This window comes from Candidatus Hydrogenedentota bacterium, from assembly GCA_012730045.1.
In the GTDB taxonomy this organism is placed as follows: domain Bacteria; phylum Hydrogenedentota; class Hydrogenedentia; order Hydrogenedentales; family CAITNO01; genus JAAYBR01.
Genome location: JAAYBR010000087.1, coordinates 1 through 14,194 on the forward strand (window position 1 = coordinate 1; position 14,194 = coordinate 14,194).

Annotated in this window: 12 protein-coding genes and 2 tRNA genes; 7 read left to right on the top strand and 7 right to left on the bottom strand. The window is 67.3% G+C overall.

Annotation, left to right across the window (positions count from 1 at the left end; all coding sequences use genetic code 11):
* The first annotated feature begins 115 nt into the window (after positions 1–115).
* Positions 116–949 (top strand): hypothetical protein, encoded by an 834-nt coding sequence (locus tag GXY15_08945; GenBank protein NLV41337.1) that lies wholly within the window; start codon positions 116–118, stop codon positions 947–949.
* Between the two features lie 193 nt (positions 950–1,142).
* Here GXY15_08945 and GXY15_08950 read toward each other — a convergent pair whose 3' ends face one another.
* On the bottom strand, positions 1,143–1,640 hold the full coding sequence (locus tag GXY15_08950; GenBank protein NLV41338.1) for a hypothetical protein: 498 nt from the start codon (positions 1,638–1,640) through the stop codon (positions 1,143–1,145).
* 233 nt (positions 1,641–1,873) lie between these two features.
* Between GXY15_08950 and GXY15_08955 the strand changes: the two genes are divergently transcribed.
* Both GXY15_08955 and GXY15_08960 read left to right on the top strand, forming a co-directional pair.
* Positions 1,874–3,280 (top strand): hypothetical protein, encoded by a 1,407-nt coding sequence (locus tag GXY15_08955; protein ID NLV41339.1) that lies wholly within the window; start codon positions 1,874–1,876, stop codon positions 3,278–3,280.
* The gene (locus GXY15_08960; GenBank protein ID NLV41340.1) at positions 3,277–5,883 is read left to right on the top strand and encodes a hypothetical protein; all 2,607 of its coding nucleotides are present in this window, start codon (positions 3,277–3,279) and stop codon (positions 5,881–5,883) included. Before GXY15_08955 ends, GXY15_08960 begins: the two co-directional genes overlap by 4 nt.
* 375 nt (positions 5,884–6,258) lie before the next feature.
* Here GXY15_08960 and GXY15_08965 read toward each other — a convergent pair whose 3' ends face one another.
* The 5 genes from GXY15_08965 to GXY15_08985 all read right to left on the bottom strand — a co-directional run bounded on the left by GXY15_08965 (position 6,259) and on the right by GXY15_08985 (position 11,422).
* Complete coding sequence (locus GXY15_08965; protein ID NLV41341.1) at positions 6,259–7,284, bottom strand: methyltransferase; 1,026 nt, start codon at positions 7,282–7,284, stop codon at positions 6,259–6,261.
* Between the two features lie 28 nt (positions 7,285–7,312).
* A complete protein-coding gene (locus GXY15_08970; protein NLV41342.1) occupies positions 7,313–7,588 on the bottom strand; it encodes an acylphosphatase in 276 nt (91 codons plus the stop codon).
* Positions 7,588–8,928, bottom strand: a complete 1,341-nt coding sequence (locus GXY15_08975; protein ID NLV41343.1) for a hypothetical protein — start codon at positions 8,926–8,928, stop codon at positions 7,588–7,590. Before GXY15_08975 ends, GXY15_08970 begins: the two co-directional genes overlap by 1 nt.
* Before the next feature lie 136 nt (positions 8,929–9,064).
* The gene (locus tag GXY15_08980) at positions 9,065–10,312 is read right to left on the bottom strand and encodes a hypothetical protein (protein ID NLV41344.1); all 1,248 of its coding nucleotides are present in this window, start codon (positions 10,310–10,312) and stop codon (positions 9,065–9,067) included.
* Positions 10,313–10,489: 177 nt separating this feature from the next.
* Positions 10,490–11,422 (bottom strand): hypothetical protein, encoded by a 933-nt coding sequence (locus GXY15_08985; protein NLV41345.1) that lies wholly within the window; start codon positions 11,420–11,422, stop codon positions 10,490–10,492.
* A gap of 198 nt (positions 11,423–11,620) precedes the next feature.
* Here GXY15_08985 and GXY15_08990 point away from each other — a divergent pair.
* The 4 genes from GXY15_08990 to GXY15_09005 all read left to right on the top strand — a co-directional run bounded on the left by GXY15_08990 (position 11,621) and on the right by GXY15_09005 (position 13,027).
* A tRNA-Phe gene (locus GXY15_08990) sits at positions 11,621–11,696 on the top strand.
* A 48-nt stretch (positions 11,697–11,744) separates the two neighbouring features.
* Positions 11,745–11,820, top strand: a tRNA-Thr gene (locus tag GXY15_08995).
* Between the two features lie 197 nt (positions 11,821–12,017).
* Positions 12,018–12,596 (top strand): response regulator, encoded by a 579-nt coding sequence (locus GXY15_09000; protein ID NLV41346.1) that lies wholly within the window; start codon positions 12,018–12,020, stop codon positions 12,594–12,596.
* Positions 12,597–12,598: 2 nt separating this feature from the next.
* Complete coding sequence (locus tag GXY15_09005) at positions 12,599–13,027, top strand: transcriptional repressor (protein ID NLV41347.1); 429 nt, start codon at positions 12,599–12,601, stop codon at positions 13,025–13,027.
* A gap of 35 nt (positions 13,028–13,062) precedes the next feature.
* Here GXY15_09005 and GXY15_09010 read toward each other — a convergent pair whose 3' ends face one another.
* Positions 13,063–14,082, bottom strand: coding sequence for a DUF128 domain-containing protein (locus tag GXY15_09010; protein ID NLV41348.1), 1,020 nt, complete (start codon positions 14,080–14,082; stop codon positions 13,063–13,065).
* Positions 14,083–14,194 lie beyond the last annotated feature (112 nt).

Below are 14,194 nucleotides of genomic sequence, written 5' to 3' on the forward strand. Positions count from 1 at the left end.
GTAAAATGGCACGGGGACATTGCGGACTCCTTCGGTGATGGTTGCGGAACAACTCATTCTACCGAACGGAACCGCAATGTCTCCTCTCCTTTTCTGCCCGTGTTGCGTTTCGCGCTTGAATCCGCCGTTCCTTTACATCAACGACTGGAACGAGTGGACGGCGGGAAAATACTCCCGCGGCGAGGGGCAGACCACCGATTTCATGCGCCGCAAGAGCAACTACTCCTTCGTGGACCAGTACAACCCCGAGTTCAACCGCTGCATTCACCCCATGCGCGGCGGCTACACGGACAACTACTACATGCAGATGGCCCAGAATATCCGCCGCTACAAGGGCGCACGGCCCCTCCCCGTGAACACGGGCGCCGTGGATGTCGCCGTGGACGGCGCGTTTGACGACTGGAAGGCCGTCGCCGTGGAGTACCGCGACACGGCGGGCGACACCACGCACCGCGACCACAAGGGCTACGGCGGGCTCCACTACACCAACACCAGCGGCCGCAACGACATCGTCACCTGCAAGGCCGCCGTGAACGCCGCTCAGGTCGCCTTCCTCGCCGAGACCGCCGCCGGCCTCACCCCGCACACGGACCCGAACTGGATGCTCCTCCTCGTGGACGCCGACCAAAACCACGACACCGGATGGTTCGGCTATGACCTGCTGGTGAACCGGAAGGTCGTGGACGAAAAGACCACCACCGTCGAGCGCTGGGACGCCGCCGCAGGCGCCTGGGCCGACGCGGCAACAGTGCCCCTGCGATACGCGGGCAAATCCCTCGAACTCGCCCTGCCCCGGGACCTCTTCGGCCCCGCCGCCGCCGAGCTGGCCTTCGACTTCCACTGGTGCGACAACCCGGCGGAACTCAAAGACCCCATCTCCCTCTGCACCGACGGCGACAGCGCCCCCAACCGCCGGTTCAACTACCGTTTCCTCTGGAAGGCGGAATAGGCCGGGCACAATAGAAGCCTCGACGATTCACGCCCTCTTTTTCAGAAGGACTCACACGGAGGCGCAAAGCCGCCAAGAGAGGGAAGAACGGGCTTCCCTGGGAACGCCAGTCTCCCGATTGGCCTCCCAAAGCGTGCGGCTCAGGAAATTGCGTTCCCAGGAAAGCGGTTGCCCCGACACACTCAGTACTTTCTTAGTTGACGGGCGGGGGATTCTCCAACGGAACAGGGGAAGGGAGCAAGCGGGTGCATGCCTCCCGGAAGGCATAGATGGACATCGTGATTCCCACAAGCGACCAAGTGTATGTATCGGGAAACCACTCCCCAACAGTCCCACCGAAGCCTCCAATCAGGTCAATTGCCGCAAGGACCACCAAGGGCAGGACTGGGAGACCGATGGCAAAGACAAGCGCCTCCCCCCTGGTGCGTCCCTGAACAACCAGCAGCGCGAATAACCCGATCAACAGCAAGTCGAACGTCTCCGCTTCCAGAAAGGCAATTGCGAGCCCGAATCCGAGCAATAACAGCGCAGCCAAGGCAAGACCGAACAAGACTCCCGCACCCTCTCCCATCCGAACCGCCCACGGGCCCAGCCCTATCTCAACGGACTCTTCCCCTTCACCCTGGATCACTTGGACACGCAACAAGCGCGCCCGAAGCTCCTTTGCGAAAAACGCGCGCAGAATGCTCACCGGCTGCTCTCCCTGACTGTGGTGCTATTCTAGCACCCCTTCCCGCGCACGGCAACCCGCGTCCGCCCGGAAGGCGTCCGTCCCCGGCAGGAAATGTCTTCCAGTTCTGAATCTGCGCACATCTGCGCCATCTGCGGACAGTCCTCCCCGCCCGCCGGTTTCTTTACCCTCTCCCGGGATGTCGGCTAGAATACCGGGACGGACGTTATCCTAGAGGGAAGAAAGGACTCCTGATGAGGCGAGTGACCCTGGTTGCCCTGTTGCTGGCCCTTGCCGTGCCCGGTTTCTCGGCGGAAACGGTGGACGTGTGGATGACGACGCAGGACGGGGCGAAGACCCTCTCCCAGGAGCCCCCGATCCCGCTGGCGGACAAGGCCGGCGGCGGAGACTTCGTGATTACCCTGTCCCCCGAGAAGACGGGGCAGGAAATCCTGGGCTTGGGCGCGTCGTGGGAGCATGCCACCTGCGAGAACCTGTTCAAGCTGCCGGAGGCGGAGCGGCTGGAGGTAATCCGGAAGATAGTCTCGCCCGTGGACGGCATCGGCATGAACCTGATGCGCCTGTGCATCGGGTCTTCTGACTTCATCGGCGAGCCGTACTACACCTACTGCGACCTGCCGGAGGGGCAGGAGGACCCCGAACTCGCCCGGTTCTCCATCGAGAAGGACCGGGCCCATGTGCTCCCGGTGGTGAAGGCGTCACAGGCGGCGAACCCGGACCTGCTCTTCTTCGCCTCCTGCTGGAGCGCCCCGGCGTGGATGAAGACCACGGGCAAGCTGGGCGGCGGCAAGCTCCGCCCGGAGTGCCACCCGGTCTACGCGAAGTACCTGCTCAAGTTCATTCAGGCCTATGAAGCGGAAGGCATCCCGATCCACGCCGTCACGGTGCAGAACGAGCCGCACATGATCGCCCCCGGCTACCCGACGACCCTGTGGTCCGCCGAGGAAATGCGCGACTTCATCCGCGACCACCTCGGCCCGCTGTTCAGGGAGAACGGCGTGAAGACCCTGATCTGGTGCTGGGACCACAACTGGAACAAGCCGGAGGTGCCCCGGACCATTCTGTCGGACCCGCAGGCGGCGCAGTACATTGACGGAACGGGCTTCCACCACTACGAGGGGAAGGTCGAGGCGCAGAGCGTCATTAAGGCCGAATTCCCGGACAAGCACATCTACTTCACCGAGGGGTCCGTGTTCCGCCCGCGGGGGGCCGTGATGATCGCGAACATCCTGCGCAACTGGTCGCGGTCCTACAGCGCCTGGGTGGTCATGCTGGACGAGCACCGCAAGCCGAACCGGGGCCCGCACTCCGCCAGCGCCACGATCATCGAGCTCAAGGACTCCGGCGCGGTGGAGTACCGGAACGACTATTATCTCTACGGCCAGTTCATGAAGTTCATCCCCCGCGGCGCGGTCCGCGTCGAGTCCGACACCCCGGAGGGGAAGCGCCTCTTCTCCAACGCGGCCTTCCGGACGCCCGGGGGAAAGATGGTGCTGGTCGTCGCCAACGCCGAAAGAAACCATACAGCTTTCTCCGTCCGGTGCGGGGAACAGGCCTTTGACGCGGCCCTGCCCGCGGGGACAGTGGCAACCTACGTTTGGACGCCCGCCCGCCAACCCCTGTCTGGAGCCCTGCCATGATCGCCCATCTGAGAGTCGCCGCCTGCGGCCTGGCCCTGTGCGGCACATTTCTCGCAGCCTTTTCCGCGGGGCCGGCCGTGCGCGCGGACGCCGTCGCCCCCCCCGCGCCCGGCATGGAGCGCCTCTACGGCGGCAGCCTGCTTCAGGCGGCCGCGGCGGGCGACCTGTACGCCTCCCTGGCGCTCCTGCGCGCCGGGGCCGCCCTGTACGAGACCGACACCGAAGGGCGGACGCCGCTCCTCACCGCCGCCGCCTCGGGCGCGCCCAACCTCCTGGACGCGCTCCTTGCGGCAGGGGTCCGGCGCGGCGACACGGACGCAGCGGGCAACAACGCCCTTCACCTGGCCGCCGCGGCCGGGGACATCTACACCGTCCGGCTGCTCAAACTGCGGGACTACGACCTGGGATCCATGAACCCCGCCCATGAAACGCCGATGCACCTCGCCGCGTCCGCCGGGCACTTGGCCGCCGTGCGCGGCCTGATGTCCCTGGGCGCGGACCCCGTGGCCTCCAAAGGCGACCGTTTCTTCTCCCCCGTCATCGCGGCGCTTCAAGCGAAAAAGTACGATGTGTCCGCCCTCTTCCGGGCGCTGGGGACTGATCTGGGCTCCCACTTTGCGGCCGGATACGGGGACATCGGGGCGCTGGAGGAGTACGAGAGGACCAACCCCAACGAACTCACAAAGGTGGACAGAATGATGCGGCATGCGGTCCACAACGCCGCCGATGCCGGCCAGGTAGAGGTTATGCGCTGGTTCATACAACGCGGACACTCCTTCACCCAGGCATCCCAGGACGGCATGAATCCCGTCCAGTCAGCCTTGCACCTGGACAACCGAGAGATGCTGGAGCTCTTCTTCGAGTCCGGGCTTTCGCTGCTCTACCGGGATTCGACCGCCTACGGCAACACCCTGTTGAACATGGCCGTCCTGAACAACAATCCCGGACAGCTCGAGTGGTTCCTGGACAAGGGCGTTCCGGTCGGCCTCGCCAACACCCGGGGCAACACGGCCCTGCACACCGCCGTGGAACAGGACACCTACCCCATCGCGAAAATCCTGATCGCGCGGGGCGCGCCCGTCAACACGAAGAACGAGCGCGGGGCCACCCCCCTGCACCTGGCCTCCGAAAAGGGCGCGACGGCCCTCGCCTCGCTGCTGCTGGACAGCGGGGCCGACATCGCCTCGCGGGACACCAGCCGGCGGCAGCCGCTGCATCTGGCGGTGCAGGGCGGCCACATCGCCCTCGCCCGCCTGCTGATCGAGCGGGGCGCCGACGTCCAGTTCCGGGAGAAACGGGGGTACACCCCCCTGCACATCGCCTGCGAACGGGACGACGAGCCAGCGGCCACCCTCCTCATCGCAAGCGGCGCGGACCTCACGGTGGGCGACGAGCGGGGCCACACCCCCCTCCACGTCGCCGCGGCGGTGCCCGCGCGCAAGTGCTTCGCCCTCCTGCTCTCCAAGGGCGCCGATCCCAACGCCGGCGACAAGGAGGGGCGCACGCCCCTCTGGCCAGCGCTTGAGGGGGACCATCTGGAACTCGCCCAGGCCCTCGTCAACGCGGGCGCAAAAACATCCCACGTGACACCGGCCGGAAGGACGCCCATGTTCCCCGCCGTCCGCGGAAAATCGGACAAGGCGGCCAAATGGCTCGTCGCCAACGGACTGACCGTGGACGCCGTGGACAAGGAAGGGCGCACGGTCCTGCACGAGGCCGCCGCCTACGGCGAAATTGACACCGTCCGTTTCCTCCTGGCGGGCGGCGCGCCGGTCAACCCGCTGGACGCGCAGGGACGGCTTCCCCTGCACCTGGCCGCCGAACGCGGCAACGTGCTCAGCGTGAAGGTGCTCGTGGACGCCGGGGCCGACTACGAAAAGCCGGACGCCGCCGGCAGGCTCCCCATCCATTACGCCGCGGCGCGCGGGCACTGGGGGCCCTGCCAGGTCTTCATTCTCAGAGGGCGCCAGGTGAACCTCCCGGACGGCGACGGGAACTCGCCGCTCCATCTTGCCGCCGAAAGCGGACAGCAGCGCACCGTGAAGCTTCTCCTGGGGCGCGGGGCCGATTTCACGGCAAGAAACGCGGCCGGAAAATCGGCACTGGACCTCCTTGAAGCGTCCGTGAGCGAGGGGCGCAAGGCTCTCGGCAGAAGCCCCGCCGAGGCGGCGGTCCACCAGGGCCGCGAGACCACCCTCCTCTTCCTGCGCGCCGTGCTGCTGGATGAGACCCGCCAGGCCGTGCTCCGCGGCGACGCCGGCTTTCTTGCGCGCATTCTGGACGTGATGCCCGCGGCGGCGCGTTCCAAGACCCTCGGGCTCACCCCCCTCCACCTCGCCGCCCGCGCGGGGGACATGAAGTGCCTGGAAACGCTGCTTGCGGCGAAGGGGGATCCCAACGCCCCCTCTGACACCGTGGACGGAAACACCCCCCTGCACGAGGCCGCCGCCGCGGGCACACATGAGGCCGCCAGACGCCTGCTGGAGGCGGGTGCCAGCGCCCCCCTCCAGAACGCGCACGGAAAGACCGCCGCCGCCGTGGCGCGTGAGGCCGGCTACCAGGAGCTTGGCGTGCTGCTGGCCGCGGGGGAAACCGACTCCTGACCGGGAATTAATGGAAGGGAGGGCGGCGGACTTTCGGTCACGCCGCCCTCTGCTGCGGGGGGTGTCTGAATCCGCGGTGCCGGCCATTGCAGCCAGTCGCCGACGGAATCAAGATCCCGGGACCCCTGGGCTGTTAGGGGCTACCCCGGCCACCACGCTGGGCTGAAGCGTGGCCTCGTCTCAAACACCGGCATCATGATACCACTACATCTAGTGCGTTGTCAAGTGTTTTTTTCTTCCCGTTTTCAAGGAAAAGCCCTGCTCCTTGTGGTGCGTCCAGTCATGACCCCATATTTGGTGTGTATGCCGGAGCGGGCTGGGGCGGCATTCTCCAAGATGTTGTGTTAGACCTTTTACACGGGCCGGGGGAGACTCTCAGGCGCCGACTCCGCAGGTGAGACGGTCCCACGCGGCGAACACTTCCCGGACATTTTCCGGGCGGGCCCCCGCGCCGAACTCGCACTGGGCGATGCAGCCCCCGTCCCGCCAGAGGTGGCGGTGGACCTCCGCGACGGCTGCTGCCACCTCCTCCGGAGAGGCCTCCGGCAGAATGTGCTGCCGGTCAATCTCGCCCCAGAAGGTGACCTTTCCGGCGAAGGGGGCGAGGTTTTCGACGCCCATGCAGAAGACCTGGCTGTTGACGGCGTCCACGCCCAGTTCCACCAGGTCCGGAAAGATGTCCAGGGTGTGCCCGTCGGAATGCATGAAAAGCTTCTTCCCGGCGCCGCGGGCGATCTGGGCGTAGTCCCGGTACATGGGTTTGAACAGTTCGCGCCAGAGGGACGGATCAATCAACAGCGCCTGCTGCGAGCCCCAGTCGTCCATGAACATGAGGCCGTCCACGTCGGTGCGCGCCCAGAGCTCCAGAAGGCCGCAGTAAAAGCGGTGCATGTCCGCGAGAAACGCCTCAAACCCCGCGGGGCGGGTCAGGAGGTCCATGCAGAGGTCGGCGGTCCCCCGGAGGAACTGGAGCTGCTCAAAGGGCCGGGGACAACACCCGGCCAGCACGAACGCCTCCGTCTCCGCGCAGAACCGGTTGACACGTTCCCCGTCCACGGTCTGCCACTCCACGGGCACATGAATTCTGCCCCGGTCGGCGTCCCAGTCGCCCACCAGGGGCTCCTTCACCTCGCCGATGACGCCGCGCTGGATGTTCACGAAGGTGCAGCCCCAGTCGTCCACCGAGACCCCGGGCTCCGTGGGGTCGCCGTGGCCGGGGCCGTTTTCCCGGAGGAATCCGGGGCATCCGGCGATGTCAGGGGGAAAATCGCGCAGAATGCCCGCAACCGCCTCCCCGTGGTGGATTTCCGCCCAGGGGAGCGTCCAGAGCTGGCGGGGCGCGCGGGCGGGCCGTCTGCATTCCAGCGTCTGGCGGACAAGGTCCCGGGATGATGCGGACATGGCGTTCTGCTCCTGCGGGGGCGGGGGCTTACCCGCGAATATGGACTCCGTCCTCGCCGGGCTTCCCTGCGGACTCCCAGCACTCCTGAACGCGGTCCACCCTGGCGAACCGGGGGCCCCGGGCGCACCAGTCGCGCATTTCCTCAAGGGACTCCCTGCCGCCCTCAAACACGGCCTCGACGCCGCCGTCCGGGAGGTTGCGCACCCATCCGGAGAGGCCGAGCCGGCGCGCCTCCTCGGCGGCCGCCCAGCGGTAGCCGACTCCCTGCACCCTGCCGGAAACCAGCATCCGCAGGCGTTCCATCACATTTCCTCGCGGATCTCCAGCAGCCGGGCGCGGTAGGCGGGCAGGGCCAGGGAGATGGCGGCCTGGCAGGCCGCGTGCGACAGTTCCCGGTCCACGTTCTCGATGCTGGGCTGGATGAGGGGAATGATCCGGGCGGACCCCAGTTCGACGACCAGTTCAAAGACCCTCATCTTTGCGGGCATGCTTTCCGAGCGGAGCAGGTCCTGGAAAACGGTGAGGGCGGTGGGGTCGCCGGAGGCGAGCAGGGCTGCGGCGATCTCGGCCCGATAGATGAGGTTGCTGTCCGTGGGGTCCTCCCTGCGGGCGAGCCGCGCCCTCAGGAACTGCGTGGCGTCCCAGTCGCCCTCGCGGGCAAGAAGCAGGGCGATTTCCGGGGCCAGCGTGGGATAGTCGGAGAAGATGCGCTTCAGCTCCTCGTTCTTCGAGGGGTCGTTCAGGGCGTGGAGAACCTTCACGACCCGCAGGCGCACCTTGCCCTCGGTCTGGGAAAGCAGGCTGATCATCTCCGTGCGCACCTCCTCGCCGCCCAGGCGGGACAGTGCGAAAACGGCGGCGGCGCCCTTCACATCGCTGAGCTCCTGGACCATGCCGACGAGCCGGGGGATCATCTCCCGCTGGCCCATGCGTGCCAGGGAGCGCGTGGCCGGGGTGGAGAGCTCAATGGCGCGGTCGGCGAACATGGGCTTGAGGAGGGGGATCAGGTCGGTGAAGCCGCCAAGACCGGAGAGGGAGGCCGCCAGGGCGCGCGCCTGGCGGTTGCCGCTTTCGAGCCCCTGCCTCACCAGCGTCTCCGAGAAAGGCTCCCCGATGAGGTACAGCCCCCTGGAGGCGGCCAGCTGCGTCTGCAAATCATTCGACTCGACCAGCTGCTTGAGGTAGTTGGTCGCCTCGCCGTCGTTGGCCAGGGCGAGCAGCACGGCGGCGTCCATCTTCATGTCCTGGTCGTCGCTGCTCTCCCCGTAAATCTCCCGCGCGCGGGAGAAGGCGCGGTCCACCACCCGCTGCTGTTCGGCGCGGAGCATCTGCACCTCTTCCGGGTTGAACCGGCTGCCCTCCACCTTGCCGCCCTGCACCTGCACCTCCTCGACAGACTCCAGGAGATAGGGAATCTCGCCGCTCTTCGGCGTGAGCACGGTGAGCGTGGTGTCGGTCACCGAAACGACCTTCAGATTGGCGTCCTTCGCGGCGGAGTCCTTCAGGACGACCGTGACCAGGGTCTCCGTCCCCGCCAGCTCGCCCAGGGTCACGGCGCGGTCCGCCCCCGTGACCCTGACGTCCGCGGCCCACGCCAGACCGGCCGCCAACCCGAGCACCGCCACTGCCACAGCATGTCTCATTGTCTCATTCCTTTTCGCCCCGCGCGGCGCGGGGCCTGCTTTCCGCCCGGGCGCGGCGGCAACTCCCGCCGCTTCGCGCCCGTCCCTATTTTACGGTTTCCCCGCGCCCCGTTCCACCCGCGGGCGCCGCCCCCGCTCAATGGAGGTTGATCGTCTCCAGGCTGACGGCCTTTTCGAGATACTTCCGCGCCCGGGTAATGGAGTCCACAAACGGGTTAACGGCCATCGCCTGGAGGGCGAGGTCGAAGGACCGCTGCCGGTGGGCCTCGATGGTGAGCCGGTCGCTCTCCTTGATGGACCAGAAGACGCCCTTGAGAAAGCGGGGCAGCAGCCCCACCTTGTGCGCCTTGACCCCCTTGCGGTTGACGGACACCGGAATCTCCACGCTGCTCTCGTCGTTGAGGTCCTTGATGGACCCGTTGTTGAGCACGCAGGCGACGGTGGTGAGGGGCGCCTGCCCCTCGAAGCCCTGGATGAGCGGGATGATGCTGTCCGAGTACCACGAGGCGTCGCGCTGGCGGGTGAGTTCGGGGATCATGTCGAGGTGGGTGTCCTCGTACACGCGCAGAATCTGCTGCTCCGCCTCGTAGAGGACCTCCGCGCGGAAACGGGTGCAGTGCTGCTGCTTGCGCACCACGTCGGCGCGGTGGAAATACATGCCCGTGACCCGGGTGGGGATCATGTGGAAAAGCTCGATGAGGTCATAGTCGAGCCCCTCCTCCTCCCGGCTCTCCAGCAGCTCCAGCAGTTGCGCCATCCGGCTGCGCCCGCCCATTTTCACGTCCTGGATCCAGCCGAGGTGGTACAGGCCCACATAGTCCATCGTGAGCTGGGCGGGGTCCGCCCCGAGGATGCCCGCAATCTTCTGCGAGTAGGTTCGGTGGGTGTCGCACACCCCCACCACGGTCAGCTTCGTGAGCGCGGAAAGGGCCTCCACCAGGATGCCCATGGGGTTGCCCAGATTGATGAACACCGCGCCGGGCGAGGTCCGCTCCACCGTCCGCGCCAGCTCCAGCACCACGGGCAGGGTGCGCAGGGCGTTGATGATCGCCCCCGGCCCCAGCTGCTCGTCGCCGATGAGGTTGAACTGCGGCGGCAGCATCTCGTCGCGGAGCCGCGCCTTCATGCCGCCGACGCGCACCTGGTTGATGACGTAGCGGGCCCCCGCGACGGCCTCCACCACCTCGGTCTCCGCCTTGATCTTCATGGGGAAGCCGCTTTTGGCGACGATGCGCTCGCAGAAGGCGCGGACCACCTCCAGCTTGCGGCCGGGGCGCCCGTGCAGCACGATCTCCCGCACGTTCAGGTTGTTCTTGATAACCGAGGCGACGAACTCGGGAACGTAGACGCTGCTGCCCCCAAGGATCGTGATGCGGTCAATCATGCCGCCCCTCCCCGTCTCGTCGCCGGGCGTCTCCGCAGCGTTTCAAACCGCATTCGTACCGCGTCCCTGTTTCTCGTGGCCCGCCGGTCAGGCCGAAACGCTCCCTTGCGCGCCCGTCCGGCCCTCTGAAACTAACGGTTGTCGCCGCCCGAAGTCAAGCGGGACACCCCGGGTCCTTCAGGAGCCGCCTTTGGCGCGCCCGAAACACCGCCGCGCCTCCGCCTCGTTGCCCAGGCGGGCAAAGAGCTCTGCGGCCTCCGCGAAGGCGCCGGCCTCCTCCATCACCCGGGCGGCGAGGGCGCCGCGCCCCGCCGCGTGAAAGCGCCGGCCCGCCTCGGCGAGCAGCGCCCGCCGGCGTTCCGCCTCCGGCCCCGCCATCTCCCGCGCGTTCTGCAGCAGGCGGTAGGCGCCGTCGGCGGCGCGCTCCCCCTCCGGCGTGCCCGCCGCGGCCGCCTGCATCCACCGGTCCAGAAAGTCCAGCGCCCGGGCGGGCTTTCCCGCGGCCAGCCAGGCCTCCGCGGCCTCGCCGGGCATCTGCGCCTTTTCGTAGGCCGCCGCCGCGCGCGCCGGTTTCCCGGTCGCCGCAAAGAACCGGGCCGCCGTGGCGAACTCGCCGCATTTCAACATCAGCTTCGCCGCCTTCTCCGTCTGCCCCGCCTTGGCAAGCTCCTCGGCGGCACGAAGCGGCTGCCTGTCTTTGAGATACCACCGGGCGGCCTCCCCCGGCTGGTTCAGCGAGGCGTACACATCCGCCATCCGGCCGTAACGCTTCTGGCGGCGCAGCTCCTCCATCGTGTGCTTCGGGTGCTTCGCCGCCTCCAGCGTGTCGCCGAACTCGTCGTTCCCCTCCTCCGGCGGCACCTCAAACCCCGCCATGCTCCGGCGCACGCGCCAGTCATGCACGGCGTTGCGCAGGCGGGCCCACCCCTCCAGCACGACGCACAGCGGCACCAGGATCAGCGCCACGCGCAGCGTGGTCGCGCCCACGGGCCCCAGGGGGTCCAGGCCAAAAGCCCCCTCCACGGCGCGCACGCCCGCCCCCAGCAAATCCGTCCAAAACCAGCCGCACAGCGCCACGACCCAGTTCATGTATCTCTCGCCAGTGCTCATGTGCCACCCGCCGGTAGAATTGACCGGACCGCCGTCCGGAAAAGGCTTGAATTTCCCTGAAACGCCAGGCACGATTCTATCAGACCCGCAGGCACTGCGGAAAGCGGCGGCAGCCGCCGTGCCATGGGGTGCCGCGCGGTTTCTTGCCGGCGGTGACTTGACATCGGGGGCGGAATTGGCGTATTCTATGGAAGCCGTGCCGAGGTAGCTCAGCTGGTAGAGCAGCGGACTGAAAATCCGCGTGTCGGCAGTTCGATTCTGCCCCTTGGCACCATTTTTTTGGGTGTCTAGCCGCGCGCGCGGCACAACATATCAGGCCTTTGCCGGAATAGCTCAGTTGGTAGAGCGCGTCACTCGTAATGACGAGGTCCGGGGTTCGATTCCCCGTTCCGGCTCCAGCCGCCCTCCCAGGCGCGGGAACTGCATTGCTGTTCCCGCGCCTTTTGCATGCCCCCGGCCACCCCAGCCAGAATTCCGCAGAATATTCATAATGCCGGGATCGTGTCCAATGACTTGCATTTTTAGCAGGGGCCGGGTATGATACAACCGTTGTGATTCCAGAAAAGCAAGTAAACCTTGAGAGGTGAAGGCGCTCATGGAAAGCAAACAGTCATTCAGCACGTCCGAAGTGGCGCGGTTCTGTCATGTCACCGCCGACACCATCCGCAAATGGGCGGAGGCGGGGCGCATCCGGGTGTTCAAGACGCCGGGGGGACACCGCCGCATCCGCCGGGACGATCTGATGCGGTTCCTGCGGGAGAACAGCATTCCGATCCACGAGGATCTGGACAATTCCGGCGTCCGCCTGCTGGTGGTGGACGATGAGAAGGCGGTGATCTCGGTGATCCGGCGTTTTCTGGAGCGCTCCTCGACGCCGTTCCAGATTGAGGTGGCCATGGACGGGTTTGAGGCGGGCCGCCTGGTGGCGACCTTCCGCCCGGACGTCATTTTCCTGGACCTGCGCCTGCCGGGCATTGACGGGTTTGAGGTCTGCCGCCGCATCAAGACCAATGCGGAATCCTCGTCCTCCCATGTCCTCGCGATGACGGGGTACTACGAGGGCGAGGTGGCCCAGCGGGTGATCGAACTGGGGGCGGACATGCTGCTGCAGAAGCCCTTCACGCCGGACGACCTGCGGCGCGCCCTGGCCAAGGTCGGGGTCGAAGTAAACTGATCATGGCGCGTCGGCCCTCCCCCCAGCGCGGCGGCCCCGCCCGGCCGCGTCCGACCCGGAACACGCCCCAGAGCGCGGCGGTGCGCCGCGTGTTCGAGGAGGCCGAAGGGCCGCTCTCCGTGCAGGACGCCCGCGACCGCTCGGCGCGCCTGTGCCCCGGCATCGGCATCGCCACGGTCTACCGCATCCTGCGGCGGCTGCTCGGCGAGAAAGTGGTGTCGGCGGTGGACATTCCCGGGGCGGGGGTGCTGTACGAGGCGGCCGCCGGTCTGCACCACCATTACTTCGTCTGCCACGGCTGCGGCCGCGCGTTTGTGCTCAAGAACTGCCCCGGCCACCTTCAGGCCATGGTTCCCAAGGGCTTCGAGCTGCAGCGGCACGACATTGTCCTTCACGGCCTGTGCGCCGGATGCAGCGCGGCCACGCCCTGAGCGTCCCGGCCGCGTGCCCCCCCTCCAGGCGGGGCTCAGAGCCCCCTGATGCCCGAATAGGACGACAGGACGCGGTATTCCTTGAGCCGGGAGAAGTCGCACAGGGTGCTCATGGCGGCGCTGGTGACCTGGATGCCCTCCTCCACCACGGCGGCCACGGGGTTGAGTCCGCCGCTGAGGATGACCCCCACGCGCTCCGCGCCGACGGGGATGTCGAGGAGAGGCTGGTTCGGGCTGCCGACGGCCACCACCCCGCCCAGGCCAACCTCCTCCATGGCGCGGAAGAGGGCGCGCACGTCGGCCAGGGCGACGGCGGGCACCTCGCGGAAACTCGCGCCGATGAGCCCCGACCCCTCGCGCGACGCGCGCCACACGGAGGTCATGTGGCCGCGGATGAAGATCTCCAGCGGGTCGAGGGAGGACCCCTCGTAGGTGATGACCTGGGTGAAGCGGCGCGGCTTGCCGTCCGTGATCTCCAGCAGGCCGCCGAAGCGGGAGGCCATGGCGATGCCCGCGTGGAGCAGCACGCCGTTGACGCTCACGCTGCACACCGTGCCGATGGCGGCGCGGTTCGGGGGGACCGTGAACCCGCCGATGCGCTCGCCCGGCAGGGCGACCACCACCAGGCGTCCCATGCCCAGGCGCGCCTTGAACACGTCGGCCATGATGCTGATCGTGTTCCGCAGGTCGCGCAGCTGCACGGTGGAGATGTTTAGAATGATGCGCCCCCCCCGCGCGGACAGGTCAAAGTCCATCTGGTAGGACAGGGCGTCAATCTTCCCGGCGATGAAGCCCACCTTGTCCGCCACCAGCGCCCCCTCCAGCTCCTCGATGCCCCGGGCGGTCAGCCGCCGTCCGCCCCGGCCGAGGTTCTCCGTCCACCCCAGCTCGTCGGCCATGGCCAGATAATTGCGCACCGCCCGCTCGCTGAGCTGGATGCCGCTCAGGTCGAGGGACTTCGCGATGCGCTCGCTGCCCATGCCGTCGGGCGCCTCGTGCAGCACCCGCAGGATGGCGACCATCCGCCGCTTCGTTTTGATGTCCATGGATTCCATGCGTGCCGCCTCCTCCGCGCCGGGAAAGTTTTTTTCACCGCGCCAACCGGAAAAAGTTCCGCTTGGTGCGGTGGAAAAGCCGCCCCGCCACGCGGCGGTTTCGAGAAGTTGT

Coding starts and splice junctions, on each gene's coding strand:
- GXY15_09000 (NLV41346.1), top strand. CDS start 12,018: ATGGAAAGCAAACAGTCATTCAGCACGTCCGAAGTGGCGCGGTTCTGT.
- GXY15_08970 (NLV41342.1), bottom strand. CDS start 7,588: ATGGAACGCCTGCGGATGCTGGTTTCCGGCAGGGTGCAGGGAGTCGGC.
- GXY15_09010 (NLV41348.1), bottom strand. CDS start 14,082: ATGGAATCCATGGACATCAAAACGAAGCGGCGGATGGTCGCCATCCTG.
- GXY15_08980 (NLV41344.1), bottom strand. CDS start 10,312: ATGATTGACCGCATCACGATCCTTGGGGGCAGCAGCGTCTACGTTCCC.
- GXY15_08955 (NLV41339.1), top strand. CDS start 1,874: ATGAGGCGAGTGACCCTGGTTGCCCTGTTGCTGGCCCTTGCCGTGCCC.
- GXY15_09005 (NLV41347.1), top strand. CDS start 12,599: ATGGCGCGTCGGCCCTCCCCCCAGCGCGGCGGCCCCGCCCGGCCGCGT.
- GXY15_08960 (NLV41340.1), top strand. CDS start 3,277: ATGATCGCCCATCTGAGAGTCGCCGCCTGCGGCCTGGCCCTGTGCGGC.
- GXY15_08985 (NLV41345.1), bottom strand. CDS start 11,422: ATGAGCACTGGCGAGAGATACATGAACTGGGTCGTGGCGCTGTGCGGC.
- GXY15_08965 (NLV41341.1), bottom strand. CDS start 7,284: ATGTCCGCATCATCCCGGGACCTTGTCCGCCAGACGCTGGAATGCAGA.
- GXY15_08975 (NLV41343.1), bottom strand. CDS start 8,928: ATGAGACATGCTGTGGCAGTGGCGGTGCTCGGGTTGGCGGCCGGTCTG.